Below are 26474 nucleotides of genomic sequence, written 5' to 3' on the forward strand. Positions count from 1 at the left end.
AGAATCCGGCCCCTGCGTGCTGCGGTGCGTCTTTCGCCTGCCAGGCGAGAGCCGTAGCCTGCCGTTCGATGTTCCGGTGTTACGTATGTTGTTTTCCTTTTACCTTCTACCGGATCATCAGATACGCATCGGCATGACGACATACTTGAAGTTGTCGTCTTCCGGCACGGTAATCAGCGCACTCGAATTGGAGTCGCCGAGGCTGACCTGCACTTGCTCGCTCTTGAGGTTGGCAAGGACGTCGAGCAGGTAGGTCACGTTAAAGCCGATGTCGAGGGCGTCGCCCGAGTAATCGAGCTCGAGCTCTTCCTGCGCCTCTTCCTGGTCGGCGTTGGTGGAGCTGATCTTGAGCACGTGCGTGTCGAGGATGCAGCGCACGCCCTTGAACTTGTCGGTGGTCAGGATGGCGGTGCGTTGCAGCGCCTGCTGCAGCTTCACGCGGTCGATGGCGAAGGCGTTCTTGTAGCCCTTCGGGATCACGCGCTGGAAATCCGGGAACTTGCCTTCGACCAGCTTGGAGATCAGCTCGATATTGGCGAAGGTGAACTTGACCTGGTTGGCGGCCAGCTGCACCTGCACGGGATCGTCGTTGTCTTCGAGCAGGCGTTGCAGCTCAAGTATGGTCTTGCGCGGGATGATGACTTCCTGGCGCGCGCCCTCGCCGGTGGCGGCGGTGTCCAGCTCCACGCCGCAGTAGGCCAGGCGGTGGCCGTCGGTGGCGACTGCCATGACCTTCTTGCCGTCCACCACCAGCAGCATGCCGTTGAGGTAGTAGCGGATGTCCTGCTGGGCCATGGCGAAGTGGACCATGGCGAGCAGGTGCTTGAAGGTCTTCTGCGGCAGGCTGACCGAGGCGCCGAACTCACTGGCTTCGGCCACCGTGGGGAATTCCTCGGCGGCCAGGGTCTGCAGCGCGAAGCGGCTCTTGCCGGACTGCACGGTCATGCGCTTGTCGTTGAGCGACAGGGCGACTTCGCCGTCGGGCATGGCGCGCAGGATGTCGAGCAGCTTGCGGGCGGCCACGGTGGTGGCCACGCTGTCGCTGCCCACGCCGCATTCGGCGTGCGTGGTGATCTGGATCTCGATGTCGGTCGAGAGGAACGATACGTTGGACCCCGACTTGCGAATCAACAGGTTGGCCAGGATCGGGAGGGTGTGGCGGCGCTCCACGATGCCGCTCACGATTTGCAGCGGACGCAGCAGATTGTCTCGCGAGGTTTTGACCAATTGCATTGAATTTATCCTTCGTCGTTTGTAGTAAGCGACCGCGGGTTGCGCCTCAACTTCCGTTGATTCCAAAACCACTTAGGAATCAAGGAGTTAATTTGACATTGTACCAAGGATAAGCCGCTGCGGTGAAGCGGGAGAAGCGCGACAGGAGGGGAAAATTGCGCAGCATCAAGCACAATTTCCAGGCTTCCACGACCTTGTTCCGGCCGCGCCCTCCGCCCGCTCGTCCCGACTCACCGCAAAGCCTTAGCCCAGGCCGCTTTCGCGTCAATGACAGGCAATGTTCCCGGCGATGCTTGCCGATTGATTCATGCGCCGGACCCAGCCCGGCGCGTACCCTACAGTATGCCAGCCCCGCGTGACGGGGCCTGCAAATCCACGTTTGCGGCACAAAGTGTCGTAAGCGTGGAGAAAATTCTACAAAGAACGCCTGGCTTGCTCCCTCTTTCGCTTGCGGGAAAGCGAGCAAGCCATCTGCCCTTCGGCGCGCATCACAGCGTGCCGCGGGTCACCCCTTGAGCGTTTGTTCCAGCACGTGCAGCTCGTGGTTGAGCTGCGCGTCCTTGCTGCGCTCGTCGGCGATCTTGCGCACCGCGTGCAGCACGGTGGTGTGATCGCGCCCGCCGAACAGCTCACCAATTTCCGGCAGGCTCTTCTGCGTGAGTTCCTTGGCCAGGTACATGGCAATCTGGCGGGGCCGCGCAATATTGGCGGGCCGCTTCTTGCTGTACATGTCCGCGACCTTGATGTTGTAGAAGTCGGCACAGGTCTTCTGGATGTTCTCCACGGAGATCTGGCGGTTCTGCACGGTCAGCAGGTCCTTCAGCGCTTCACGGGTGACATCGATGGTGATGTCCTTGCCGTGGAAGTTCGAGAAGGCCAGGATCTTGCGCAGCGCGCCTTCGAGCTCGCGCACGTTGGAGCGCAGGTGCTTGGCGACGAAGAAGGCCACTTCCTCGGGCACGCTCACGTTTTCCGCCGCGGCTTTCTTCATCAGGATCGCCACGCGCATTTCCAGCTCGGGCGGCTCGATGGCAACCGTGAGGCCGGAGTCGAAGCGCGAGATCAGGCGATCGTCGATGCCGCTGATTTCCTTCGGGTAGGTATCGCTGGTGATGATCACCTGCGCCCGGTTGGCGATCAGTGCTTCGAAGGCGTAGAAGAACTCTTCCTGCGTGCGGTTCTTGCCCGAGAAGAATTGAATATCGTCGATCAGCAGCAGGTCCAGCGAGTGGTAGTAGCGCTTGAACTCGTCGAAGGCCTTGCGCTGGTACGCCTTGACCACGTCGGAGACGTACTGCTCGGCGTGGATGTAGCGGATACGCGCGCGCGGGTTCTCCAGCAACATGAAGTTGCCGATGGCGTGGATCAAGTGGGTCTTGCCCAGGCCCACGCCGCCGTACAGGTAGAGCGGGTTGTAGGACTTGCCCGGATTGTTGGCCACCTGGATGGCGGCGGCGCGCGCGAGCTGGTTGGCCTTGCCGGTGACGAAGTTGTCGAACGTCAGGATGGGGTTCAGGCGCGAGCGCTCGTGCACCGTGTCGTTCTGCTGGTGGCCGCCCTGCGCGTTGGCGGGATGGCCGCCCTGATGGTTGCCCGGATGCCCGCCCTGATGCCCGACCTGGTGACCCTGGCCGCCCTGCATGGGCTGCTGGGGCTGCTGCACGCGGTAGGAGCGGGCGCTGGCTTCGGCCGGGTCGAGCTGCGGCACGTCGATATCGACCAGTTCACCGCCCATGCCGCCCATGCCGCCCATACCGCCCATGCCACCCATATTGGCGCCCTGGCCGGGATGGGCCTGCTGACCGCCGGGGTAGTTGCCGGGGTAGGGCGCCTGCGCGCCGCGCTGGCCACCCTGGCCAGCGTTGCCCTGGTTGCCATAGCCGGGCGCGCCCTGGCCCGGCTGCATGCCGGGCTGGCCGAAATTCTGCGACAGCGGCTGGCCGGTCGGGTAGCCGGGGCCAGGCTGCTGCGGCTGCATGCCGGGCTGGCCGGGCTGGCCGCCTTGCGGGTAGCCGGCAGCGGCCCGGCCCGAGGCGGCGGGGTCCAGGACGAAGTGAACGCTGACGTTGGCTTCCCAGTACTCGCAGGCGAGCGCGGTGATGCGGCCGGAGAACTGGCTCTTTACCCAGTCGAGCTTGAAGCGGTTGGGCGCGGCGATGCGCAGCGCGTGCGCTTCCTCGTCGAAGGCGACTGGCGCCAGCGGCTTGATCCAGGTCTTGAACTGTTGCGGCGTCAGCTCGCGCTCGAGTTGCGCTGCTGCCGCCTGCCAGAAATCTTGCATTGTTTTGTTGTTCGGTTTTCGCCACGGGTGCGCGGACAGTCCGGCCCAATGGACTGCAGGCAGGGGTCGGTGGTGCATCCCTGCCGGCAATCCGTCATTCTCAAGCCAGGTAAAGCGACCGCAGTCGAGATCAGTCGCGGTCCGCAATTGACCCCGCCGCCCGGGCTCCCCATGGTGATCGACGCGATAAGCGGGAGCCGCTGACGGACAGGTTGGCGAAATGAGACGAAGCCGCCGCTGCCCGCTGCGCGTCCGTTATCCGGCATGCCAGGGGTGAGTCCCGGGTTGCGCTTGCGCCACGCAGCCCGTGTGGTGTTTGGACCCGGATTGTACCCCCCGCCCCGAGTTATCCACAAAGGATAAGTCTGTGGATAAGTTGTGAAGAAGCAGTGAATTGTTGTGCACAACCCCTTGTTTGGCGCGGGTTTCCGGGTAGGTAAAACGCCCGAAAAGCCAATCCAAACAGAGACTTCGCTCTACCTCTGACCATCCCGGAGGCACCCCCGGAACAAAAAAACTTACCCACCGGCGATTGTGGACAATGAAATACAACAGCCTGTTGCGCATTTTTCAGGCAAGGGTGCCGCGCACGTCTCTCGGCCATCTGCAGCCTTGACACATCGCGCGAAAATCAGTTAAATGGCGGGTTCTGCGATGCGGCAGGGGATCACGTATGCGCATCGCCGGGTCTGACCTGTTCCGTGCAAGACCGGTTTCGTTTCACGCGGCTTTGGCTGGCTGAAACGGTCCTGGAAATGGCTGGATTGGCCGGAACAGGCAGCGGGCCAAGCAGGCCGACGGGGTCGGGACGGATGGGTGAATCATGATCCGGTCCGGCTGGATTCCCTCCCGAACCTGCGTCGCGCACGCCGACATTGTCGGTACGCGAGATACACGGCCGGCGGCAAGACAATCACCGCAGTCGGCAAGACCGCATCCGCGGCAGCCCAAGCGAACCATACGCGGCGGCCACGGGGCCCCGGCTCACGCCGGAGGCCGGGCGAGCCAAGATCAACCAGAGAGTGCAACATGAAACGTACATACCAACCTTCCGTTACCCGCCGCAAGCGTACCCATGGTTTCCGCGTGCGCATGAAGACCCGTGGCGGCCGTTCCGTCATCAACGCTCGTCGCGCCAAGGGCCGCAAGCGCCTGGCAGTCTAAGGGCCTGGCGACCGGCCATGATGGCGCCGCGTGCGCTGTCGTGGCCAAACGCCTCGCCTTTCGGATGGCCGGGAGCCCGCAGCCAGGTGCAGCTTTACCGCTAGCTTTGCCCAGCGTGACTACCTATGCCTACCCCAAAGCCGCGAGGCTCACAAAGACGGATGAGTTTTCATCCGTTTTTGCTTTGCGCCCGCGCCGCCGCAGCCAGCACTTCGTGCTGTATGTGGGCGAGAACAACCTGCCGCAGGCCCGCCTTGGCGTGGTCGTGGGCAAGAAGTTCGCGGCGCGCGCCGCCGAACGCAACCTGGTGAAGCGCATGGTGCGGGAACTGTTCCGCCAGCGGCAGGACCAACTCGCGGGCCGCGATGTATTGCTGCGCCTGCAGGCCAAGTTTCCGCGTGCGGAATTTGCCAGCCGCAGCGCGGTGCGCCGGGTGTGCCTGGCGGAGCTGACCAGCCTGTTCGAAGTCGCGGTGCGTCCGCTTGCACCGCGTCCAGCCGCGCCTTCCGGCGTATCGCCGCCGAAGTCCGCGCCCTCCGGCACGCCAGCCTGACCCGCCCGCCGCCATGAAGCGAATCCTGCTAGCCCTGCTGCGCATCTACAAGATCGCCCTGAGCCCGTTTTTCGGCTCGCAGTGCCGCTTCCTGCCTACCTGTTCCGACTACGCCCGCGAAGCGATCGTGCGCCACGGCGCAGGCCGCGGCAGCTGGCTGGCCGCCTGCCGGCTATGCCGTTGCCATCCGTTCACGGATGGCGGGTATGATCCGGTGCCGCCGGTATCGGCGACATCAACACAGCAAGACCGGGCACCCGCCGCGTCTGGCCAGCCGCCAGTCACGATCCGGCTACCCCGCCCCTGATTTCCCCCGACCACAGCGAGACATGGATATCAAACGCACCATACTCTGGGTCATCTTCTCGATGGCCCTCGTGCTGCTCTACGACAACTGGCAGCGCGCCAACGGTCATCAGTCGATGTTCTTCCCGAGCGCGACCCAGCAGGCCGCGCCGGCAGGCGCCGGCGGCGCTTCGGCCGCGCAGGGCGACGTGCCCAAGGCCAATGCAGGCGCCGGCGCCACCGCTGGCGCCCCGGCTGCCGCGCCCGCGGCCGCCGTGCAGCCGGCTGGCGAGAAGATCGTGGTGAGCACCGACGTGATGCGTGCCGAGATCGACACCGCCGGCGGCATCCTCTCGCGGCTGGAGCTGCTGAACCAGCACGAGAAGGACGGCAAGCCCGTGGTGCTGTTCGAGCGCGACGCGACCCGCACCTACATGGCCCGCTCGGGCCTGATCGGCGGCGACATGCCCAACCACACCACGGTGTTTGCCGCCTCGGCCGGTCCGCGCGACCTGGCTGGCACGGACAAGGTGGAAGTGACCCTGACGGCTGAGAAGGATGGCGTCAAGCTGGCCAAGACGTACATCTTCCACAAGGGCAGCTATGTGGTGGACACGCGCTTCGCGGTGACCAACGACAGCGGCAAGCCGGTCTCGCCGACGCTGTACCTGGAACTGACGCGTGACGGCAGCAAGGTCGAGCAGTCGCAGTTCTACAGCACCTTCACCGGCCCGGCCATCTACACCGACGCCGACAAGTACCACAAGATCACCTTCGACGACATCGGCAAGGGCAAGGCCAGCGTACCGGCCGCCACCACCAGCGGCTGGGTGGCGATGGTGCAGCATTACTTTGCCTCGGCCTGGATCCCGCAGTCGGGCAAGGAGCACAGCTTCTACGTCGAGAAGATCGACAACAACCTGTTCCGCGTGGGCGTGCAGCAGCCGCTGGGCCAGGTCGCCCCGGGTGCCACCGTGACCACCGATGCGCGCCTGTTCGCCGGGCCGCAGGAAGAGCGCATGCTCGAGAAGATCACCCCGGGGCTGGAGCTGGTGAAGGACTATGGCTGGCTGACCATCCTGGCCAAGCCGATCTTCTGGCTGCTGGAGAAGATCCACGGCTTCCTGGGCAACTGGGGCTGGTCGATCATTGCGCTGACCGTGCTGATCAAGCTGGTGTTCTTCCCGCTGTCGGCGGCAAGCTACAAGTCCATGGGCAAGATGAAGGACCTGCAGCCCCGCATGACCGCGATGCGCGAGCGCCACAAGGGCGATCCGCAGAAGATGAACCAGGAGATGATGGCGCTGTACCGCACCGAGAAGGTCAACCCGCTGGGCGGCTGCCTGCCCATCGTGATCCAGATCCCGGTGTTCATCGCGCTGTACTGGGTGCTGCTGTCGTCGGTGGAAATGCGCGGCGCGCCGTGGACGGGCTGGATCCATGACCTGTCGGTGCCGGATCCGTTCTACATCCTGCCGGTGCTGATGGCCGTGTCGATGTTCGTGCAGACCAAGCTGAACCCGACCCCGCCGGACCCCGTGCAGGCCAAGGTCATGATGATCATGCCGCTGGTGTTCTCGTTCATGTTCTTCTTCTTCCCGGCTGGCCTGGTGATGTACTGGGTGACCAACAACGTCCTGTCGATCGCCCAGCAATGGCAGATCAACCGGATGCTCGGCAAGAGCAAGGCCACGGCGGCAGCCAAGGCCTGAACCTGAGATGTGACTCCGGCTGGCGGGTGCAAACCCGCCGGCGGCAAAAAAAGCCCGGCGCATGCGCCGGGCTTTTTGTTTGGCTTGCTTCGGCGTTTAGCGTTTAGAGCTTGCCGGCATTCCCCCTCTCCCCACGAGCGGGAGAGTCGGGGAGAAATCCGTCAGGCTATCTACACCCGGCGACTATTCAGCCTACCCCGCCTACTCCGCCTCATGGCATACGGCCTCGATGTTGTGCCCGTCCGGATCGAGCACGAAGGCGCCGTAATAGTTCGGGTGGTAGTGCGGCCGCAGGCCCGGTGCGCCGTTGTCGCGCCCGCCCGCGGCCAGCGCGGCCTGGTAGTAGGCGTCCACCTGCGCGCGCGTCTGCACGCGGAAGGCCAGGTGCAGCGGCGGCTGGTTGGGCGTGCCGCCGTGGATCCAGAACTCCGGCTTCTCCGGCGGCCCGAAACCCGCAACGTCCGAATGGCCGGTCACGCTGGCCGGCAGCTCCATCACCTTGACCATGCCGATGGGTGCGAGCGCGGCGGTGTAGTAAGCGCGGCTCCTGGCGAAATCGCTGACCCCGACTCCGGTGTGATCGATCATCTTCTGGCTTCTCCTTGGGAAAACATCGCTCAGGCCAGGTCGAGCACGCTCATCGTCGCGTTGAAGCGGCTCACCAGCACTGCCTCGCCGTGCACGCTGGCGAACACATCGGCTTCCACCACGATGATGGTGCGGCCCGACTTGAGCACGTCGGCGCGGCAGGTGAGGCGCTCGCTGCGAGCGGCCCTGAGCAGGTTGATCTTGAACTCGGCGGTGACCACGTGGCGCCCGGTATCGAGCATGGTGGTGGCGGCGGCGCCGGCGGTATGGTCGGCAATGGTGGCCTGCACGCCGGCATGCACGATGCCGCCGTGCTGCAGGTGGCGCGGCGTGACCAGCAGCTCGCTCTCGCACCAGCCGGGCCCGCAATCGACCAGGCGGATGCCCACGTCCGTGACAAAGGCCGCGTCACGGAAGCCGGCCTCGATGGTGTCCCGCAGCAAACGCCGTTCTTGTTCGGTGGACATGCTTGTCTCCTCGCGCGGGAGCGCTCGGGTACGGCTTGTGGAAGAGGTGGCGACGAGCCGAAGTTGGCGGCGCTCGTCGCCATGCGTGCTCATTGCAGCGCGAAGCGGCCGCCCTGTCAATGGAGTGCGCCGGCGGTCACCAGGCGCAGTTTGTGCGGCGCAACCGRCACAATCGCCTACACTGGGTCATACCGTCCCCGCTCGCGGGATCTCACCCACAGAGATGCAAAGCGGACACATCATGCGCGCCGCCAACGCTCCCGGCTCCATCCATCCCGGCATGCGCGCCGTGGATGCCTTTGTCTCGCTGGCCGATGCAGGGCTGGTGGCCATTGCCGACCAGCTCGCCGCGTTGACCCGGCGCGACCATCCCGACGACGTGCATGCGCTGCGCGTGGCGACGCGGCACCTGCGCGCGGTCTGCTGGGTGTTCGGGCCGGCCTTGCCCAAGGCCATCCGCGCCCGCTGGCAGGCGGGCCTGCGCCAGCTGGCACGGGCCGCCACCGATGTGCGCGACTGGGACGTGTTTATCAGCGAGACCCTGCAACCGGCGCTACAAGCGCAACCGGACGATCCGGTGCTGGCCGCGCTGTGCGACACCGCCTCGATGCGCCGGCACTATGCGCGCGCGACCATGGTGGCGCAGCTGGCCGAATACCAGCACTGGCCGCTGCCCGTGCTGCATCGCGATCTCACCCACCTGACGCGTGGCGGCACGCGCGGCGGGGGCGCCAGGGCGGGGGCGCGCCTGGACGCGTTCGCGCGCCGCCGCGTACGCCGCGCGCGCATGCGGGTGAAGGTGCTGGCGCGCGCCGCGCGGAGCGAGGATCTCGAGCGCGTGCACCGCTATCGCATCGGCAGCAAGCGGCTGCGCTATGCCATCGAGGCGCTGGCGCCGGTGCTGTCCGGGCGCTATGCCACGCGACTGCGCCACAAGCTGGTCAAGCGGCAGAGCCGGCTCGGCAAGCTGCTCGACGGCGCCGTGGCGCGCCGCCTGATGACCGAGTGCCTGAACATGCCGGGACCGGGCGCGCCGGATGCGCCCCCGCCGCCACCCGCGCCGGACCGATCTGCGACAATATCGCCATGACTGCCTCCCAGCCTCGCTCCAGCGCCGCCGGCGCCACCCCCATCGCCGCCATCGCTACCGCGCCCGGGCGCGGCGGCATCGGCGTGGTGCGCGTGTCCGGCCCCGATGTCAGCGCCATCGCGCATGCCGTGTGCGGCCAGGCGCTCAAGCCCCGCCACGCCACCTACCTGCCGTTCCTCGATGCGCACGGCAAGGCCATCGACCACGGCCTCGCGCTGTACTTCCCCGCGCCGCATTCGTACACCGGCGAGGAAGTGCTGGAACTGCAGGGCCACGGCGGCCCGGTGGTGATGCACATGCTGCTGGCGCGCTGCCTGCACGCGGGTCGCGAGATCGGCCTGCGCCTGGCCGAGCCCGGCGAGTTCACGCGCCGCGCATTTCTCAACGACAAGCTCGACCTGGCCCAGGCCGAAGCCGTGGCCGACCTGATCGAAGCCAGCACCGAAGCGGCCGCGCGCTCGGCGGCGCGCTCCATGGAAGGCGTGTTCTCGCAGGCCATCCATGCGCTGGTGGAGCAGGTGATCCACCTGCGCATGCTGGTCGAAGCCACGCTCGACTTCCCCGAGGAAGAGATCGATTTCCTCGAAGCCTCCAACGCGCGCGGCCAGCTCGCCGCCATCCGCGATGCGCTGTGCGGCGTGCTGGCGCAGGCCCGGCAAGGCTCGCTGCTGCGCGAGGGCCTGTCGGTGGTGCTGGCGGGGCAGCCCAATGTGGGCAAGTCGTCGCTGCTCAACGCGCTGGCCGGCGCGGAGCTGGCCATCGTCACGCCGATCCCCGGCACCACGCGCGACCGCGTGCGCGAGACCATCCAGATCGAGGGCATTCCGCTGCATATCGTCGACACCGCCGGGCTGCGCGAAGACGCCAGCGACGAAGTCGAGCGCATCGGCATCGAGCGCACCTGGGAAGCCGTGCGCCGCGCCGACCTCGTGCTGCACCTGGTGGATGCCGCCGACTATGTCGAGCACGGCCTGTCCGAGATCGACGACGCCATCGACGACCGCCTCTCCGGCCACCTGCCGCCCGGCTCGCCGATCCTGCGCGTGGTCAACAAGATCGACCTCGCCCCCGCGGTGGGCGAGCAGCATTTCGGCGCCAACCGCCCGCACGTGGTGGCCGCCAACGGCCCCAACCCGGCCGAAGTGTGGATCTCCGCGCGCACCGGCGCCGGCATCGAGCTGCTGCGCCGCCAGCTGTTGCGCCTGGTGGGCTGGCAGTCCGGCAACGAAGGCACCTTCCTTGCGCGCGAACGGCATCTCACCGCGCTGCGCAACGCGCAGTCCCACCTCGACCTGGCCGCCGAACGCGCCGACCAGCAGGCGCAGGCGCTCGACCTGTTCGCCGAGGAACTGCGCCTGGCGCAGGACCACCTCAACAGCATCACCGGCGAGTTCACCAGCGACGATCTGCTGGGCACGATCTTCACGCGCTTCTGCATCGGCAAGTAGCCCGCGCGCGGGCGGCGCGGCCCCCGCATCCTCCTATACTGGAACAGCCTCCGCGCGCAGCGTTACGCGCCGGTGCTGGTGTACGCGCGGATTCACATCGGCCCGGACCCAGGCAAGGAGAACGTCATGATGAATGCGCAAGGACAACTCGTCGGCACGCTGAACCACCTGATCGAGGTCGGCAAGGACGGCGAAATGAGCTGCATGACCGGCGCCCGCGAAGTGCATAACCCCGAGATACGCGCCATCCTGACCGGCACCGCGGAAACCTGCCGCGCCTCGGTGATGGAACTGCAGGCGCTGGTGACTTCGATGGGTGCAGAGCCGCGCGACCGCGGCAGCATGGGCGGCACGCTGCACCGCGGCTGGATGGAAGTGATGCACGTGATCGCGCCGCACAACGACGATGCCGTGCTGCAACTGTGCGAACGCGACGAGGAAGCCGCCAGGCGTGAATATCAGTCGGCCCTGACCCAGGACATGCCGGCCGACGTGCGCGCGGTGGTACAGCGCCAGTACGAAGGCATGCAGTGGCACCACGACCGCATCCACGCGATGCGCGGCATGCAGGTGCACTGACGGACGGCTGGACACGATTGCATGGCGGGCATCGGTGACGATGGCCGCCATGGTTCACCACACGAACGGCACCAGCCGGTACCGGACCCGGGCCGCGTAAGCCGCGTAGCCGTCCAGGCCGCGCAGCAGCTCGCGGTCTTCCATTGCCGTGCGAAACACGATGCCGCCGGCGAGCAGCAGCGCGCCCGCCACGCCCCACCACGAACCCAGCAGCAGGGCATTGGCCGGCAGGAAAACCAGCACGGCCGCGTAGAGCGGATGGCGCACCACGGCATAGGGACCGCTCGAGACCACGCGATGCCCGCGCTCGTGCTGGATCCGCACCACCGGCGCGAGGAAGGTGTTCTCGCGGAACACGCGGTCGATGGCGGCCAGCGAGAGCGCCAGCAGCACGGCGCCCAGGCCATGCAGCCACAACGGCATGGCCGACCAGCGAAAGCGCGCCGCGTCCAGCCCCATCAGCACCAGCCAGCCGCACCACGCCACGATCAGCACCAGCATGAAGATGCGGTCCCACAGCGGCTGCCCGCGCTGCAGCGGCGGCTTCATGCGCTCGGCCAGCAGCGCCGGGTCATGGCGGGCCAGCCGCCATGTCACCCAGATGCCTCCGCCGAAGAACAGCGCCAGGTACGCCCACGCGGCAGGCCACGCCAGCGTGCCCGCCGCGCCGAACAGCAGCGCGGCGAACACCAGCGCCTCGGCCACGAATGCAAATCCGACCTTGAATCCCATGGTGGATGCTCCCGGGCCGCGCGGCAGATCGCGCCGCCCGTATGCGCCACGTTAGCACCGAACGCGCGGTGATGTTGCCGGCCGCCGCGGGCAATCGCCGTCGTTCAGGCGGGCTGGAGGAACACGCGAACACCATTGCGGCACGCCTGGCCGTAAGTCCTCGCACATCGTCGCACTTCGTCGCACATATCCGCGCAGTCACATGGACGCGGCCGGCACCCTTGGTATGCCGGCGCACAGAAGCGCATCGGAGCGGCGCGCTAGATTCAGGACGCAGGCGGGCACGGAGCGGCGATGAACAAAGACGGTAACCACGTTTGCACCCTCGACGGCGTGCGCGGCCTGGCGGTGCTGCTTGTCATGCTGTATCACTTCGCGCATGTCGGTGTGGTGTCCGACCTCGCGGTGGACCGGCTCTTCTACCGCTTGTCGATGACGGGCTGGATCGGCGTCGACATCTTCTTCGCGCTGTCGGGTTTCCTGATCACCGGCATCCTGCTGCGCAGCAAGGGCTCGCCCGGCTATCTGCGCTCTTTCTACGGGCGCCGGGTACTGCGCATCTTTCCGCTGTACTACGCCTACCTGGCACTGCTGTTCCTGGTGCTGTTCCCGCTGATCTCGCACCGCGTGGGCGACGCCGAGCAGGCCAAGCTCGAAGCGGTGCGGGCGAGCTGGCCGTGGTTCGTGCTGTACCTGTCCAATCTCAAGCAGGCGCTGGCGGGCACCTTCTTCGGCGCGGGGGCGGGGCATCTGTGGTCGCTTGCCATCGAGGAGCAGTTCTACGCGGCGTGGCCGCTGGTGGTGCTGTTGCTGCCACTGGCCGCCATGCGCCGGCTGTGCCTCGTGCTGCTGGCGGTCGCGCTCGCGTTGCGCATCGGCATGGCGGCGCAGGGCGTCAGCGCGGACACCATCTGGGTGTTCACGCCGGCCCGGCTCGATGGCCTGGTGGCCGGCGCCTTGCTGGCCATGGCGGTGCAGCGCGGGCTGGTGTTCAAGCCCTGGCTGGTGAAGGCGGCGCCGCTCGCGCTGGTGGCGCTGGTATGCGCGCTGGCGGCAATGGGTGCGCGCGTGGAGTCAAGCCCGTGGATCTACACCGTGGGCCTTTCCGTGGTGGCGCTGGTGGCGGCGGGCCTGGTCTACACGGCCTGCGGCGCGCGCGCACATCCGGTGTTCAGCCAGCGCTGGCTGGTGTTCCTGGGCAAGTACAGCTACGCGCTCTATGTGTTCCACCCCATCGTGCGCGTGGTGGCGGCCAAAGCCTTCGGCGAGCCGCGCCTGCTGTTCGGCAGCCAGATCCCGTGGCAGCTGGCGTTCTCCGCGGTGTGCGTGGGCGCCTCGGTCGCGGCGGCGCTGCTGAGCTGGCACCTGCTCGAAAAGCACTTCCTCAGGCGCAAGGACGTGCTGTTCCCGGTGCGCATGCCCGCGCCCGCGCCGCCCCCGCCGGCGCCGGCAGCGGCGCGCGATGCATACGGCGGCGCCGAGCCTGCCGCGGGCCGTCCCACGCTCTAGGCCACTCGGGCGCCCCCGCCATATCGGCCCCGGCGCCGAGATGAAGCCGAGATGAAGCCGATTGCGAAGCGCGGCAAGGGCTACAATGGGCCGTTTTAGCGAACGAGCCACTGCCATGTCCGATCATCCGCGTTACACCCTCAATCGCTCGCTCGTCATCCTGGTGCCCCAGCAGCCGTTCTTCGACTGGATCATGGCCGTGGACACCGACCCCGTACCCTCCCTCACGCTCGAGAATGTGCGCGAGGACCAGAGCGCCTTCCTGGCGCCGGACGAAATCTCCAACGCCCCGCAAGCCGTGCAGTGGGTGGAGGAGCGCTGGCGCGCCTTCTTCGAGTTCATGCTGGGGGAGTGGTTCGAGGAATCCGTCTGGCCCCAGAACCTGACGCTCGAGCAGTTCCGCGAGTGGTTCACGGTGCAGCACCACTCCACCGTGTTCGACATGGCGACCGACTTCGGCATCGAGCACGAGGACTGGGAAGCCGAAGAGGAAGACGAGGACGAAGGCGACGGCGAATCCGGGCTGCGGCGGCTGCACTGAGCCCGGCGCGGCATGGCCCCCGTCACCCCGGACGCGCGCGGTGGCGCACCGCCGGCCCCGTCCCGGCAAGCGCCGCGCCTGTGGACAAGTCTGTGGAGAAGATTGAACAACTCTGTGGGCAAAGCTGTGGGTAAGGTTGTGGGCAAGGCTGTGGGAAACCCGCCTTGCAGTGCCGCCGACGCCTCCCCGCCCACCGCACGACTTCGCGCCACCCCCACCTTTATCGCAGGAACCCCCGGATGTTGAACCGTACCCAGAAGATCCTTATCGCCGTCGTCGCCTTGGCCGTGCTCGGCATGCTCTGGCTGACCGGCAACCACGAGCAGCAGATGCTGGAGCCCGCCGCGGAGCAAGCCGCGCCGGCAGTGGCGGCAGCCGATGCCTCGGCCGCCGCCGCCGAGGCGGCCAGCATCGCGCGCGGCGTGCCGCGCAACGGCACGCTGGACCCGATCAGCATCGACCCGCAACGCTCCACCGATATCCTGCCGCAGTACCAGGCCGACAAGATGGTGGATGACTACCAGGAGAACGCCGGCGCGGCGGACGGCCGCTACCGCGGCCAGTATTTCATCGTGGAAGGCGTGGCCAGCGGCGTGCGGCGCGAGAGCGGCGATACCGTATTCCTCGATATCCGCTCCAACAGCCCGACCCTGGTGGTGCGCGCCAAGCTGCTGCCGCAGCAGATCTGCGGGCCGGCCGGGCGCGTGTGCGGAGTGGAAGCGCGCGCCACCATGGTCCGGCGCGGCCAGAAGGTGGCGGTGGAATGCACCGGCGCGGGCCAGGTGGAAGGCTCGCCGGTTCTGGATGACTGCCTGGTGCGCGGCGGCGCGAACTAGTCGCCCACCGCGTTTGTCCCCGATCGCGCCGCCCGGTTCCGGCGCCAATTCTCGTCTCCCAGCATGCAAACCCTGCTTTCCGTCCTCGCCCTGACCATCCTGATCGTGACCGCGGTCGGCGTGGTCTCGCCGCCGTTCATCAGCAATGCCTTCCTCAAGGGGCGCCCGGTGGGGCGCCTGCAGATCCTGCTGGTGGGGGTCTTCCTCGCCGCGATCTGCCTGGTGGCGGTCGGCAGCCTGTCGACCCCGCTGGCGGCCAGCTAAGCGGCCAGCCAAGTGACCAGCCAGGCGCCCGGCTCGGCGCCCGGGCAGGCGGCATCCGACGCACTTTACGGCGCGCCAGCGCGGCGCATGCGGTACTTTTTCCGTCCGCGCCCGGCCGAAAGCGCCGCCCTCAATACTTGTAGGACACATCCCACAGGAGGATCGGCGCGGCGTCGATGATGGACAGCGGCGGCGCCGTCTATCTTTCCATCACGATACGAACAAATGACAACGAGGCGACAACCGCCACCGCGCTCCGCCGAAGTCCGGCAGTAACGCAGGCCGGGCCGAACATCATGATGGAATACCTTCTCCCGGGCAGTATCACCACGCCGCAAGCCCAGGCACTCGCCAGCATCCTGGCCATCACGCGCCGCGAATGGCAGGTTGCAGAAGGTGGTTCGCCGGGACCGGCCGAGCGGCACAACGATGCACACAGCGGCCCGGCCGGACAGCCTCGCGAGGGCCGCGCCGGCCGTGCCGCCGGTTGCTCCGCTGCCGCCAGCGCCGATCCCGGCTCCCGACAGCACCGCCGCGAGCAGTTTGCCCGGCGTGCCGCGCGCGCCTTCGAAGCGCAGGTGATGGCGCTGCGCTGCCGCCAGGCCTTCGTGCTCTGAGCCGGTGCGCTGAGCCGGTCCGGGCGCCGCGCGACGGCGCCGGTCCCGGCTGGCGCTTTCTTTCGCCGCGCGCCGGCGGACCCGTTTTCCTGCTCTGTTCCTTCGATTGCCCGCGCACCGATCGCCTAAAGTTGGCGGGCGCGCGCACCGACTGCACGCGTGCCCACGCCATGCGCCCAGGAACATCATGAAAAAAGCATTGCTAGCCGCCAGCCTAGGCCTGCTGGCCACCGGCTGCGCCACCTACCAGGCGGTCGTGCCGGTCGACCGCGGCGACCGTATCGCCTCCGTGCAGCCCGCCGACGGCACGCTGTTCTGCGTGATCAGCAACCAGGCCAGCGGCAACGCCTACCTGGACGCCATGCGCGATTCGGTGCAGGCGCGCGGCTTCGAGTTCAAGGTGCTCGGGCCCGGCTCGTCGGTGGCAGCGTGTCCCTATACCGCCACCTACAACGCGCAGCGGCAGTCTTACTGGCGCGATTTCATCAGTACGGTGGATATCGTCGTCTATATCAACGGCGAGCGCGCCGGCCAGGCGAAATACGATGCCTTGCGCAGCGCCGGCGGCATCAACCTGAGCAACTTCGTGCCACCCGAGATGAAGATCGAGGAACTGGTCGACCAGTTGCTGCCGGGCATGCGGCCGAAGCCGGCCACCGCCGGCACGCCGGCATCCCCCGCCAAGCCAGCCTGAACACCTCCACCGCCTGACGCGGCTCGTGCAACTCCCGCGGCAGCTCCCGCGCCTGCTGGCGCAGGCTGTGCGCGGCGGGCGCTGCCTGCCCGGCCATGCTCAGCCGACCAGCTGGCCCAGCCGCACCACGGTCACGCCGGGGCGAAGCTGGCGCAGCGAGGGCATCACCAGCACGCAGTCGGCGTACGGCGTCACCACCGGTTCGCCGTCGCGCCAGCCGATCACGGTGCCGGCGTCGGGGAAGGTTTCCAGCCCGGTATAAGGGCCGGCGAACCGGAAGTCCATGCTGGAGGCCACCACCGGCTCGGTCACGCGTACCACCCGCTGCGGCTGCAGCGGCTGCAGCCAGCCGGCGGGCACATCGGCGGCGTCGATGATGCCGGCGTCGAGCAGGAAGCGGGCGGTGCTGTCCTTCGCCACGCCCACGGCGGCGGCTTCCCAGTGCTGGCCGCATTCGACCAGCAGGGCGTTCTTCGCGCTGGCGGCGTCGCCGAAGCCTTCGTAGTCGCGCATGCGGCGGCCTTCGGGGTGGCCTTCGTCGACAATCACATTGGCCGGCGCGCCGACCGCGCGCGACAGTCCGACGCCCTTGTCGAGCGGGCCGGAGACGATCAGCGGCAGGCTCTTCTCGTGCATCGAGTGCAGGTCCAGCAGCAGGTCCACGGTGTCGATCACCGGGCGCATGGCGCGCGCGCGGCGCAGCTCGGACGAGTCGCGGCCGGTGTCGTCGAGCACGGCGGCGGTCCACACGCGGTTGAAGTCCTGGTCCACGTAGCGCGAGGCATCGGGCCTGGCCGCATCGAAGGTGTGGTACGCGTCGACATTGGCGAAGGCCAGCGTCAGGCGGCCGCGGCGCGGGCGCAGGCCCGCATCCAGCAGCGCCTTGACGGTGATGGCGCCGCACACCTCGTTGCCGTGCGTGAGCGCGTTGACCATCACGTGCGGGCCGGGCACGCCGCTGTCGAAGGTGTGCACATAGGGCACGCCCGCGTTGCCGGCGGCGTAGGGGCGGATATCGGGGAACTCGACTTCGACCGGATAGGCGTCGAAGGTGGGGGCTGGGGTGGTCATGTGTGTGGTTGGCAGCTTGCCTGTGATAGCGGGGGGATCGGGAAGCGCGGCGGCCCGTGCGGCCACCGCCGGCAGCAGGCAAATGGTACGCCTGCTGCGCTTCCTGCGTGCGCCGTTGGTGGTGGCGTTATTCGTGAATTCCCGCGGTCTGCACGATGGTCTTGTACTTCACGGTCTCGCGCTTGATGAAGGCGCCGAACTGCGCCGGGCCGCGGGGCGCCACTTCCACGCCGGCCTCGGCCAGCTTCTTCTTCACGTCGGGCATGGCCAGCACGGCCTGCATCTCGGTGTTCAGGCGCTCGCTCACCGCGCGCGGCGTGCCCGCCGGCGCCATCAGGCCGAACCACACGCCCATGTCCACGCCCTTGAGCGCGCTGCTTTCGGCCAGCGCGGGCACATTGGGCGCCACCTGGGCGCGGCGCGACTCGGTCACGCCGTACGCCTTGACGCGCCCGGCCTGGATATGCGGCAGGGCGGACGACAGCACCATCACGGCGAGATCGATCTGCCCGCCGAGCAGGTCGGTGGACATGGCCGATGCGCCCTTGTAGGGCACGTGCGTGATGTTGACCTTGCCTTGCTGCTTGATCAGCTCGCCCGCCAGGTTCAGCGGCGTGCCCACGCCGGACGAGGCGTAGGCCAGCTTGCCCGGCTGCGCGCGGGCCAGCGCCATCAGTTCGTCGGCGTTCTTCGCCGGCAGCGCGGACTTGCCCACCAGCACCATCGGCTGCGTGCCGACGAAGGTGATGGGCGCCAGGTCGCGCTCGCCGTCGTAGCGCACGGCGGGGTTGGTCAGGCGCGCGATCGAGACCTCGCTGCCCGAGCCCAGCAGCAGCGTGTAGCCGTCGGCGTCGGCCTTGACCACCTTGGACGCGCCGATGGTGCCGCCGGCGCCGCCCAGGTTTTCGATCACCACGCTCTGGCCCAGGCGCTTGCCCAGTTCCGGCGCGATGGTGCGCGCCACCAGGTCGACGCTGCCGCCGGCGGTGTAGCCCACCACCAGCGAAATCGGCTTGGCGGGCCAGCTTGCGGTGCCGGTGGCGCCGGCAGCCCCGGCGAGCAGGCAGAAGGATGCGGTGGCGGCCGCACGCAGCAGTTTGTTCATGGCTCTCTCTTCCCTTTTGTGGATTCGCGCAATCGCGGACATCTGTGGATATGCGGCGATCTTAGAGAGCGTGCGGGCGCAGCAACGTGCGGCTTTGGCAACGCGGCTTGCCGTTTCGGCAAGGCGCGGGCAAGCGCTAGGCGGCAGCCACGGCAGCGCGCCAGAACGACTCCGCCAGCGGCCGCATGGCGGCGCGCGTGCGGTAGAGCAGGATCTGCATCGCCAGGTCGGCCTCGCCGCCGGGCTCGAGCCCGACACGCACCAGGCGCCCGGCGTGGAGATCGTCGGCGATCAGCCGCGCCGGCAGCCAGGCCAGCCCCATGCGCTGGCGCACCATCTCGTGCACCGATTCGGCGAAGTCGCTCACGGCGATCACCTCGAGCCGCCCGGCCAGCCGGCGCCGCGCGATCTCGCCGTTGACCATGCGCCCCAGCGTGAGCGTCTCGGCGTACGCGATCATCGGCACCGGCGCGCGCTGGCCGCGCGCGAGCAGCCTGAATTGCGGCCCGCCGCCGTCCGCCGCGGCGCTCACGCAGACCAGCCGCTCCTCACCCGCCAGGTGGCACAGGTAGCGTGTGTCGTCCAGCGTCACGGGTTGCGCGGGCGAGTTGTAGCAGAGCAGGAAATCGGCGTCGCCTTCGGTGAACATGGCCAGCGCGTCATGCGTGGAGAAGGTGGACAGGCGCGTGCGGAAACCCGCCGCCACCGGATCGTTGCGCAGCGCCTGGCGCAGGCCGGCGAGCCAGGCCGGCACCATCGAACGCGCCAGCGTCTTGCCGGTGGCGATCACCACCGTGCTGGCATCGGCGCGATGCGCCGCCCGCAGCGACAGGCGCGCCTCGTCCAGCGTGCGCAGCGCGCTCTGCGCAGCTTCGAGGAACTGCCGTCCTTCGTCGGTCAGCCGCACCGGGAAGACGCTGCGGTCGATCAGCGGCGCGCCGGCCCATACCTCGAGCGCCTGCATGCGGCGCCCGAACGCGGGCGGCGTGACATTGCGCAGCTCGGCCGCGCGCGCGAGGCTGCCGGCCTGGGCCAGGCACACGAAATCCTCGAGCCAGCGGATATGCATGGGCGTTGCGCGCGAGGCGCGGTGGGGCGCGGCGAACCGCGGCAGAGTTGCAGGGGGCGGCGCCGCGCGGGCCATGCGGGGCAGCGGCGCCGCGGACATTGTAGCGGCATGGGCGCGGTGCGCGGCCGCGGCATGCGCGACCAGCCTCAGCGCGGCGCGGCGCGGCGCGGCGCGGAATTAGAACCAACGCTCCAATTTCGCGCTTGTGAAACGCGCGCGGCACTCGATAGGCTCCGTACAACCGTTTCAAGCATCCGTTTGCCGGCAGGGCGCCGGGCGGGCACAGCCTTGAATTTCGCAGGGGTCATACGCATGACGATAAGAGAGACGCCCCCCATGGAGACAGGAAAAAGGACCGCAGGAGACACCAAGGCCCGCATTCTCGATGCCACCGAGCGCCTGTTCATCGAGGTCGGCTATGAAGCCACGTCGCTGCGGCAAGTGACATCGCGCGCGATCGTCAACCTGGCTGCCGTCAACTACCACTTCCGCAGCAAGGAAATCATGATGCAGGCGGTGCTGGGGCGCCGGCTGGATCCGCTCAACGCACGGCGCCTTGCCGTGCTGGATGCCTGCGAGGCGCGCTGGCCGGGCAAGCAGATCCGCTGCGAGCACGTCATGGGCGCGCTGTTCGTGCCCGCGCTGCAGATGGCGCGCGAGCCCGAGACCGGCGGGCCATCCTTCATGCGGCTGCTGGGGCGCGTGTATTCCGACACCTCGCCGTTCATCCAGTCCTACCTGCTCGGCCACTACGCGCCGGTGTTCGGCCGCTTCTCCGACGCGTTCGCCCGCGCGCTGCCGGAAATTCCGCCGCAGGAACTGGGCTGGCGCCTGAACTTCGCGCTCAAGGCGCTGGCCGGCGTGCTGGCCGGCGACGAGCTGGGCAAGCTGCTGCCGGCCTTCACGCAGGGCAGGGACATGAGCGACGCGCACGTGCTGGCCCAGCTGAGCGCGATGGTGATCGCCGCGCTCAAGACGCCGGTGCCCGCCAGCCAGCAACTGTGCGCACTGCAGGACGTGTTCCTGATCGGCGAGACCCAGCATGCCGAAGCGCGCGCCGAGCAGGACACGCTGAATGCACTGATGGCCGAACAGGCGCAACGCGCCGAGACGCAAGCGGCGGCCGCGCGCAAGACGCGCCGCGCGGCACGCAACGAGGGCGCCACGCGCGCCGCCGTCGCCAGCATGGCGGTGCGCGAGGCGCGCGAGCATCCCCCCATCGTCTTCCCGAGCAATCCGCTCGACGACTGGATGCGTACCCGCTCCAGGACCTAGCGCGGCTCCCGCACAGGCGCGTGCCAGCCAACCGCCGGCGTGCGCCTGGACTACGCGGCCTGCCTGACGCCTTTCGCCATCTCGGTGGTGGCATGCCAGCCCAGCGCAACGTAGAGCGAGCGGCCCATCTCGGTGGCGTGCAGGATGGCGTACTGGACATCGCGCCGCGCGAATTCGTCCTCCGCCAGCTGCATCAACCTGCGTCCCAGGCCCTGCTTGCGGTGTGACTTCTCCACGTACACATTGAGCACGTAGCCGCGCTTGTCCTGGGTGGGGTGGGCAGGGTGGGGCGGCCAGTCGATGGCCATCAGGCCGATGCCCGCCACCGCCTGCCCGTGATCCATCAGCACGAAGCCGAAGTAGCTGCCGTCGCCCAGGCGCGGCGCCAGCCACGGGCGAAAGCGCCCGGTCATGGTGCGCAGCACGTCGTCGCTGCGGCCGGCCTCGCGGAACATCTCCTCCCGGTGCCTGCAAACGAGATCGATATCGTCGGGACCAAGTTCGCGCACTTCCATGGCTGGCTTCCTTGCGGCTGGCTGGAGATCTGTGAATCGCCATCCTAACGCAGGCAGGACGATTCGCAAACGTCGTTCCGCACGCCGGGCCGGTGCGCGCAGGCACAAAAAAAGCGAAGCGCCGGAGCGCTTCGCTTCAGGCCTTCCCCGGCATGCCGGCAAGGCAGGACAAAAGACGGCTGTCTTACTGCGTGTTCACCACCGGCTTGACGCTGTCGGCCGAGGCCACCGCACCGGTCTCGATCAGGCCGCCGCCGAGCGCGCGGTACAGGTCGATGGCGTTGTTCAGGCGCAGCTGCCGCGCCTGGATCAGCGCCTGGTCGGCGTTGAACAGCTCGCGCTGCGCGTCGAGCTGGTCGAGCTGGCTCGATATGCCGCTGCGAAAACGCACGGTGGACAGCTCGAAGCGCGCCAGTTCGGCATTGCGCACCTGCTCCTGGCTCTGCACCTGATCTTCCAGCGTGCCGCGCGCCACCAGCGCGTCCGCCACTTCCGCGAAGGCCGTCTGGATGGTCTTCTCGTAGTTGGCGATCTGGATGTTCTTGCGCACGTTGGCCAGATCCAGGTTGGACAGGTTGCGGCCGTAGTCGAAGATCGGCAGCACCAGCTGCGGCGCGAACGACCACACGCCGGTGCCGGCATCGAACAGGCCCGAGAACGACGGGCTGATCGAGCCGGCGTTGGCGGTGAGCGTGATGCGCGGGAAGAAGGCCGCGCGCGCCGCGCCGATATTGGCATTGGCCGACAGCAACTGCTGCTCGGCCTGGCGGATGTCGGGGCGCTGCTCGAGCAGGTCCGACGGCAGCCCGGCCGGGATGTCGCTGATGATGCGCTCATCCGACAGGTGCATGGCCTGCGGCAGGTTCCCGATGCTGCCCAGCGGCTTGCCCACCAGCACTTCGAGCGCGTTCTGGGCCTGCGCGCGCTGGCGCGCGAGCTGCGCGGCGGAGACGCGCGCCTGCGCCACCAGCGACTCGTTGTCGCGCAGGTCCAGCGCCGACGTGGCGCCGGCGTTGAAGCGCTGGCGCGACAGGCTCAGCGTGTACTCGCGCGTCTTCAGCGTGTTCTGCGCCAGCTCGTACTGCTCGGCGAAGGAGCGCTCGGACAGGTAGGCCTTGGCCACTTCCGAGACCAGCGAGATCTGCGCCGAGCGGCGCGCTTCCTCGGTGGAGAAGTACTGCGACAGCGCGGCGTTCGACAGGCTGCGCACGCGGCCGAAGAAATCCAGCTCGTACGACGTGATGCCGGCGCCAACCTGGTAGAACTCCGAGACCGCGGTGGCGGCCTGGCCGCCGAACTGCGCGCCCGAGAGGCGCTGGCGCGTGTAGCCGCCGGTGGCGTTGACCGTGGGCAGCAGGTCCGCGCGCTGCACCTGGTACTGCGCACGCGCTTCCTCGATGCGCAGCGCGGCGGTGCGCAGGTCGCGGTTGTTCTCGAGCGAGGTGGCGATCAGCACCTGCAGGCGCGGGTCGTGGAAGAACTCGCGCCAGCCGATCGCGCTGGCCGGGCGGGTCTCGCCGCTCTTCACCTCGGCCGCGGCGTAGCCTTCCGGCGCGCCCGGATACTGCGTGGCCACCGGCGGGGCGGGACGCTCATAGGTCGGCGCCAGCGTGCAGCCCGAGAGGACGCCCGCCACCAGCAACAGCGTGGTCAGTGTCTTTGTCATGTCAAAGTTCCTGTTTGGGTTCGAGCCACTTCTGCTCTTGCTCTTGCTCGTGGTCGGCCTCGGGCTTGCGGCCCTTGAAGCGGCTGCGGATCACCACGAAGAACACCGGGACCAGGAAGATCGCCAGCACCGTGGCGGTGACCATGCCGCCGATCACGCCGGTGCCGATGGCGCGCTGGCCACCGGACCCCGCGCCACTGGCGATCGCCAGCGGCAGCACGCCCAGGATAAAGGCCATCGAGGTCATCAGGATCGGGCGGAAGCGCAGGTGCACCGCCTCGAGCGTGGCGTCGATCACGCTGCGGCCCTGCGCCTGCAGGTCCTTGGCGAATTCCACGATCAGGATGGCGTTCTTCGCGGACAAGCCGATCGTGGCGATCAGGCCGACCTTGAAGTACACGTCGTTGGGCATGCCGCGCAGCGTCACGCCGAGCAGCGCGCCGAGCACGCCCAGCGGCACCACCAGCAGCACCGACACCGGGATCGACCAGCTCTCGTAGAGCGCGGCCAGGCACAGGAACACGATGATCAGCGACAGCGTGTACAGCATCGGCTCCTGCGAGCCGGCCAGGCGTTCTTCATAGGACTGGCCAGACCACTCGAAGCCGAAGCCCGGCGGCAGCTTGGCGAAGTTCGCTTCCATGATCTTCATGGCCTCGCCGGTACTGCGGCCGGGCGCGGCCTGGCCGGCGATCTTCACCGCCGGCAGCCCGTTGTAGCGCTCCAGGCGCGGCGAGCCCATGATCCACTTCGACGTGGCGAACGCGGCGAACGCGACCATCTCGCCGCTGGCGTTCTTCACGCGCAGCTTGGTCAGGTCGTCGGGCAGCTTGCGGTCGCCGCCTTCGGCCTGCGCGATCACCTTGCGCACGCGGCCTTCGTAGATGAAGTCGTTCACGTAGGACGAGCCGAACGCGATGCCCAGGGTCTGGTTGATGCTGGCCACCGAGACGCCGAGCGCGCGTGCCTTCTCGCGGTCGATGTCGATCTGCAACTGCGCCGCGTCTTCCTGGCCTTCAGGACGCACGCCGGCCAGCTCGGGGCTCTTGGCCGCCATGCCCAGCATCATGTTGCGCGCTTCCATCAGCTTGGCGTGGCCCTGGCCGGAGCGGTCCTGCAGGCGGAAGTCGAAGCCCGAGGAGTTGCCCAGCTCGGAAATCGCCGGCGGGTTGAGCGGGAAGATGATGGCGTCCTTGATGAAGGACAGCGCGCCGAACGCGCGGCCCACCAGTGCCTGCGCGGTCTCGTTGGCGCCGGTGCGCTCCTTCCAGTCCTTGAGCTTCACGAACGCGATGCCGCCGTTCTGGCCACGACCGAAGAACGAGAAGCCGGCCACCGTGATCATCTGGTCCACCACCTTCTTTTCCTTCTCCAGGTAGTAGTCCTCGATCTGCTTGAGCACGCCCAGGGTACGCTCCTGGGTGGCGCCGTTGGGCAGCTGCACCACGGTGATCATGTAGCCCTGGTCTTCCTCGGGGAGGAAGGAGGAGGGCAGGCGCTTGTACAGCACCACCACGCCGACCAGGATGACGGCGTAGATGATCAGGTAGCGGCCGGCGCGGCCCAGGATGCGGCCCACCATGCTCTGGTAGCCGGTGGCCGCGCGCGCGAACGTGCGGTTGAACCAGCCGAAGAAGCCGCGCTTCTCGTGGTGGTGCCCGGCCTCGACCGGCTTGAGCAATGTGGCGCACAGTGCCGGCGTCAGCGTCAGCGCGAGCAGCGCCGAGAACGCCATCGACGAGATCAGCGAGAGCGAGAACTGGCGGTAGATGTTACCCACCGAGCCGGCGAAGAACGCCATCGGGATGAACACCGCGGTCAGCACCAGCGTGATGCCGACGATGGCGCCGGTGATCTGGCCCATCGCCTTGCGCGTGGCCTGGCGGGGCGAGAGACCTTCCTCGCTCATGATCCGCTCGACGTTTTCCACCACCACGATCGCATCGTCCACCAGGATACCGATCGCCAGCACCATGCCGAACATCGTCAGCACGTTGATGGAGAAGCCGAACGCCAGCAGCATGCCGAAGGTACCCATCAGGGCCACCGGCACCACCAGCGTGGGGATCAGCGTGGCGCGGAAGTTCTGCAGGAACAGGTACATCACCAGGAACACGAGCACCACGGCTTCGAGCAGGGTCTTGATCACTTCCTCGATCGAGATCTTCACGAAGGCCGACGTGTCGTAGGGCACGCTGTACTCGTAGTCGCCCGGGAAGAACTTCGAGAGCTCTTCCATCTTCGCGCGCACGGCGGTGGCCGTGGCCAGCGCGTTGCCGGTCGGCGCGAGCTTGATGGCGATGGCCGCCGACGGCTTGCCGTTGGTGCGTGCCAGCGTGGAGTAGTCGGCGCCGCCGAGCTCGACGCGGCCGACGTCCTTGATGCGCACCGAGGAGCCGTCCGGGTTCACGCGCAGCAGGATGTTGGCGAACTGCTCCGGCGTGGTGAGGCGGCTTTCGGTGGTGACGGTGGCGTTGAGCTCGGTGCCCTTGGGCGACGGCGTGCCGCCCAGTTCGCCCACGGCGACCTGCACGTTCTGCTCGGCGATGGCGGCGGTGACATCCTGCGGCGTCAGGTTGAAACCCGTCAGCTTGGACGGGTCCACCCAGATGCGCATGGCGTACTCGGTGCCGAACAGGTCGGCCTGGCCCACGCCCGGCACGCGGCGGATCGAGTCGATCACGCTGGCCGAGACATAGTTGCCGAGCTGGATGGCGTCAGCCTGTCCAGACTTGGACGAGACCGTCAGGAACATCATGTAGTTGTTCCCGGCCTTGTCCACGCGCACGCCCTGCTGGCGCACTTCCGCCGGCAGGCGCGCTTCCACGCGCTTGAGGCGGTTCTGCACCTCGACCGAGTTCAGGTCGATGTTGGAGCCCGGCTCGAAGGCGATGGTGATCGACGCCAGGCCGGTGGCTTCGCTGGTGGACTGGTAGTACAGCAGGCCAGGCGCGCCGTTGAGTTCCTGCTCGATCACCGAGGTGACCGAATCCTCCAGCGTCTTGGCCGAGGCGCCCGGGTACGTCGCCGTGACCGAGATCGTCGGCGGTGCGATGTTGGGGTACTGGGCGATCGGCAACTGCTGGATCGACAACACCCCGGCCAGCACGATGATCAGCGCGAGAACCCACGCGAAGACCGGCCGGTCAATGAAAAACTTGGCCATAAAACTGGCTCCCT

25 protein-coding genes are annotated in these 26474 nt (G+C 67.8%); 14 read left to right on the forward strand and 11 right to left on the reverse strand.

Features of this window, described 5'->3' with window-relative positions; translation table 11 throughout:
• Positions 1–117: 117 nt before the first annotated feature.
• Together dnaN and dnaA are read right to left on the reverse strand one after the other, a co-directional pair.
• The gene (gene dnaN, locus AB4Z48_RS05005) at positions 118–1233 is read right to left on the reverse strand and encodes a DNA polymerase III subunit beta (protein WP_441612778.1); all 1116 of its coding nucleotides are present in this window, start codon (positions 1231–1233) and stop codon (positions 118–120) included.
• A gap of 505 nt (positions 1234–1738) precedes the next feature.
• Positions 1739–3514 (reverse strand): chromosomal replication initiator protein DnaA, encoded by a 1776-nt coding sequence (gene dnaA, locus AB4Z48_RS05010; protein WP_441612779.1) that lies wholly within the window; start codon positions 3512–3514, stop codon positions 1739–1741.
• A 1029-nt stretch (positions 3515–4543) separates the two neighbouring features.
• On the opposite strand from dnaA, the gene rpmH reads away from it, so the two are divergent.
• The 4 genes from rpmH (at position 4544) to yidC (ending at position 7228) form a co-directional block, all read left to right on the forward strand.
• On the forward strand, positions 4544–4678 hold the full coding sequence (rpmH, locus tag AB4Z48_RS05015) for a 50S ribosomal protein L34 (RefSeq protein ID WP_017229861.1): 135 nt from the start codon (positions 4544–4546) through the stop codon (positions 4676–4678).
• A 115-nt stretch (positions 4679–4793) separates the two neighbouring features.
• Complete coding sequence (gene rnpA / locus AB4Z48_RS05020) at positions 4794–5231, forward strand: ribonuclease P protein component (RefSeq protein ID WP_441613044.1); 438 nt, start codon at positions 4794–4796, stop codon at positions 5229–5231.
• A 13-nt stretch (positions 5232–5244) separates the two neighbouring features.
• Positions 5245–5538 carry a membrane protein insertion efficiency factor YidD gene (yidD, locus tag AB4Z48_RS05025; RefSeq protein WP_441612781.1) on the forward strand — a complete coding sequence of 98 codons (294 nt, stop codon included), beginning with the start codon at positions 5245–5247 and terminating at the stop codon, positions 5536–5538.
• Between the two features lie 22 nt (positions 5539–5560).
• Positions 5561–7228 carry a membrane protein insertase YidC gene (gene yidC / locus AB4Z48_RS05030; protein WP_441612782.1) on the forward strand — a complete coding sequence of 556 codons (1668 nt, stop codon included), beginning with the start codon at positions 5561–5563 and terminating at the stop codon, positions 7226–7228.
• 201 nt (positions 7229–7429) lie between these two features.
• On the opposite strand, the gene AB4Z48_RS05035 is transcribed toward yidC, so the two are convergent.
• Entirely contained in the window at positions 7430–7816 is a 387-nt protein-coding gene (locus AB4Z48_RS05035) for a VOC family protein (protein ID WP_441612783.1), read from the reverse strand.
• A gap of 29 nt (positions 7817–7845) precedes the next feature.
• The gene (locus AB4Z48_RS05040; protein WP_441612784.1) at positions 7846–8283 is read right to left on the reverse strand and encodes a PaaI family thioesterase; all 438 of its coding nucleotides are present in this window, start codon (positions 8281–8283) and stop codon (positions 7846–7848) included.
• A gap of 241 nt (positions 8284–8524) precedes the next feature.
• On the opposite strand from AB4Z48_RS05040, the gene AB4Z48_RS05045 reads away from it, so the two are divergent.
• From AB4Z48_RS05045 to AB4Z48_RS05055, 3 genes are all read left to right on the forward strand, one after another.
• Positions 8525–9373 (forward strand): CHAD domain-containing protein, encoded by an 849-nt coding sequence (locus AB4Z48_RS05045; protein ID WP_441612785.1) that lies wholly within the window; start codon positions 8525–8527, stop codon positions 9371–9373.
• Entirely contained in the window at positions 9370–10821 is a 1452-nt protein-coding gene (gene mnmE / locus AB4Z48_RS05050; RefSeq protein WP_441612786.1) for a tRNA uridine-5-carboxymethylaminomethyl(34) synthesis GTPase MnmE, read from the forward strand. The genes AB4Z48_RS05045 and mnmE overlap by 4 nt, the downstream gene beginning before the upstream one ends.
• A 126-nt stretch (positions 10822–10947) precedes the next feature.
• The gene (locus tag AB4Z48_RS05055; protein WP_441612787.1) at positions 10948–11400 is read left to right on the forward strand and encodes a PA2169 family four-helix-bundle protein; all 453 of its coding nucleotides are present in this window, start codon (positions 10948–10950) and stop codon (positions 11398–11400) included.
• A gap of 54 nt (positions 11401–11454) precedes the next feature.
• On the opposite strand, the gene AB4Z48_RS05060 is transcribed toward AB4Z48_RS05055, so the two are convergent.
• Positions 11455–12132 carry a methyltransferase family protein gene (locus AB4Z48_RS05060; RefSeq protein ID WP_441612789.1) on the reverse strand — a complete coding sequence of 226 codons (678 nt, stop codon included), beginning with the start codon at positions 12130–12132 and terminating at the stop codon, positions 11455–11457.
• Positions 12133–12426: 294 nt separating this feature from the next.
• Here AB4Z48_RS05060 and AB4Z48_RS05065 point away from each other — a divergent pair, with 294 nt between their 5' ends.
• The 6 genes from AB4Z48_RS05065 to AB4Z48_RS05090 all read left to right on the forward strand — a co-directional run bounded on the left by AB4Z48_RS05065 (position 12427) and on the right by AB4Z48_RS05090 (position 16593).
• On the forward strand, positions 12427–13641 hold the full coding sequence (locus tag AB4Z48_RS05065) for an acyltransferase family protein (protein WP_441612790.1): 1215 nt from the start codon (positions 12427–12429) through the stop codon (positions 13639–13641).
• Positions 13642–13756: 115 nt separating this feature from the next.
• Positions 13757–14182 carry a hypothetical protein gene (locus AB4Z48_RS05070; protein ID WP_441612791.1) on the forward strand — a complete coding sequence of 142 codons (426 nt, stop codon included), beginning with the start codon at positions 13757–13759 and terminating at the stop codon, positions 14180–14182.
• A gap of 239 nt (positions 14183–14421) precedes the next feature.
• Positions 14422–15018 carry an OB-fold protein gene (locus AB4Z48_RS05075; protein WP_441612792.1) on the forward strand — a complete coding sequence of 199 codons (597 nt, stop codon included), beginning with the start codon at positions 14422–14424 and terminating at the stop codon, positions 15016–15018.
• Between the two features lie 63 nt (positions 15019–15081).
• Entirely contained in the window at positions 15082–15282 is a 201-nt protein-coding gene (locus AB4Z48_RS05080) for a hypothetical protein (RefSeq protein WP_441612793.1), read from the forward strand.
• 296 nt (positions 15283–15578) lie between these two features.
• Positions 15579–15899 carry a hypothetical protein gene (locus AB4Z48_RS05085; RefSeq protein ID WP_441612794.1) on the forward strand — a complete coding sequence of 107 codons (321 nt, stop codon included), beginning with the start codon at positions 15579–15581 and terminating at the stop codon, positions 15897–15899.
• A gap of 187 nt (positions 15900–16086) precedes the next feature.
• A complete protein-coding gene (locus AB4Z48_RS05090; RefSeq protein ID WP_441612795.1) occupies positions 16087–16593 on the forward strand; it encodes an Sbal_3080 family lipoprotein in 507 nt (168 codons plus the stop codon).
• A 99-nt stretch (positions 16594–16692) separates the two neighbouring features.
• On the opposite strand, the gene AB4Z48_RS05095 is transcribed toward AB4Z48_RS05090, so the two are convergent.
• The 3 genes from AB4Z48_RS05095 to AB4Z48_RS05105 form a co-directional block, all read right to left on the reverse strand.
• Positions 16693–17664: a M14 family metallopeptidase gene (locus AB4Z48_RS05095; protein ID WP_441612796.1), complete on the reverse strand. Its 972-nt coding sequence runs from the start codon at positions 17662–17664 to the stop codon at positions 16693–16695.
• A 127-nt stretch (positions 17665–17791) separates the two neighbouring features.
• Positions 17792–18769 carry a Bug family tripartite tricarboxylate transporter substrate binding protein gene (locus tag AB4Z48_RS05100; protein WP_441612797.1) on the reverse strand — a complete coding sequence of 326 codons (978 nt, stop codon included), beginning with the start codon at positions 18767–18769 and terminating at the stop codon, positions 17792–17794.
• Between the two features lie 136 nt (positions 18770–18905).
• Positions 18906–19838, reverse strand: coding sequence for a LysR family transcriptional regulator (locus tag AB4Z48_RS05105; RefSeq protein WP_441612798.1), 933 nt, complete (start codon positions 19836–19838; stop codon positions 18906–18908).
• Positions 19839–20174: 336 nt separating this feature from the next.
• Between AB4Z48_RS05105 and AB4Z48_RS05110 the strand changes: the two genes are divergently transcribed.
• Positions 20175–21113, forward strand: a complete 939-nt coding sequence (locus AB4Z48_RS05110) for a TetR/AcrR family transcriptional regulator (RefSeq protein WP_441612799.1) — start codon at positions 20175–20177, stop codon at positions 21111–21113.
• A gap of 50 nt (positions 21114–21163) precedes the next feature.
• Here the strand turns inward: AB4Z48_RS05110 and AB4Z48_RS05115 are convergent, their stop codons facing one another.
• The 3 genes from AB4Z48_RS05115 to AB4Z48_RS05125 all read right to left on the reverse strand — a co-directional run bounded on the left by AB4Z48_RS05115 (position 21164) and on the right by AB4Z48_RS05125 (position 26460).
• Positions 21164–21628, reverse strand: a complete 465-nt coding sequence (locus AB4Z48_RS05115; RefSeq protein WP_441612800.1) for a GNAT family N-acetyltransferase — start codon at positions 21626–21628, stop codon at positions 21164–21166.
• 184 nt (positions 21629–21812) lie between these two features.
• Complete coding sequence (locus tag AB4Z48_RS05120; protein ID WP_441612801.1) at positions 21813–23294, reverse strand: efflux transporter outer membrane subunit; 1482 nt, start codon at positions 23292–23294, stop codon at positions 21813–21815.
• Between the two features lies 1 nt (position 23295).
• Complete coding sequence (locus AB4Z48_RS05125) at positions 23296–26460, reverse strand: efflux RND transporter permease subunit (RefSeq protein ID WP_441612802.1); 3165 nt, start codon at positions 26458–26460, stop codon at positions 23296–23298.
• Between the last annotated feature and the right edge of the window lie 14 nt (positions 26461–26474).

Source organism: Cupriavidus sp. 2TAF22 (assembly GCF_052115045.1).
Lineage (GTDB): Bacteria > Pseudomonadota > Gammaproteobacteria > Burkholderiales > Burkholderiaceae > Cupriavidus.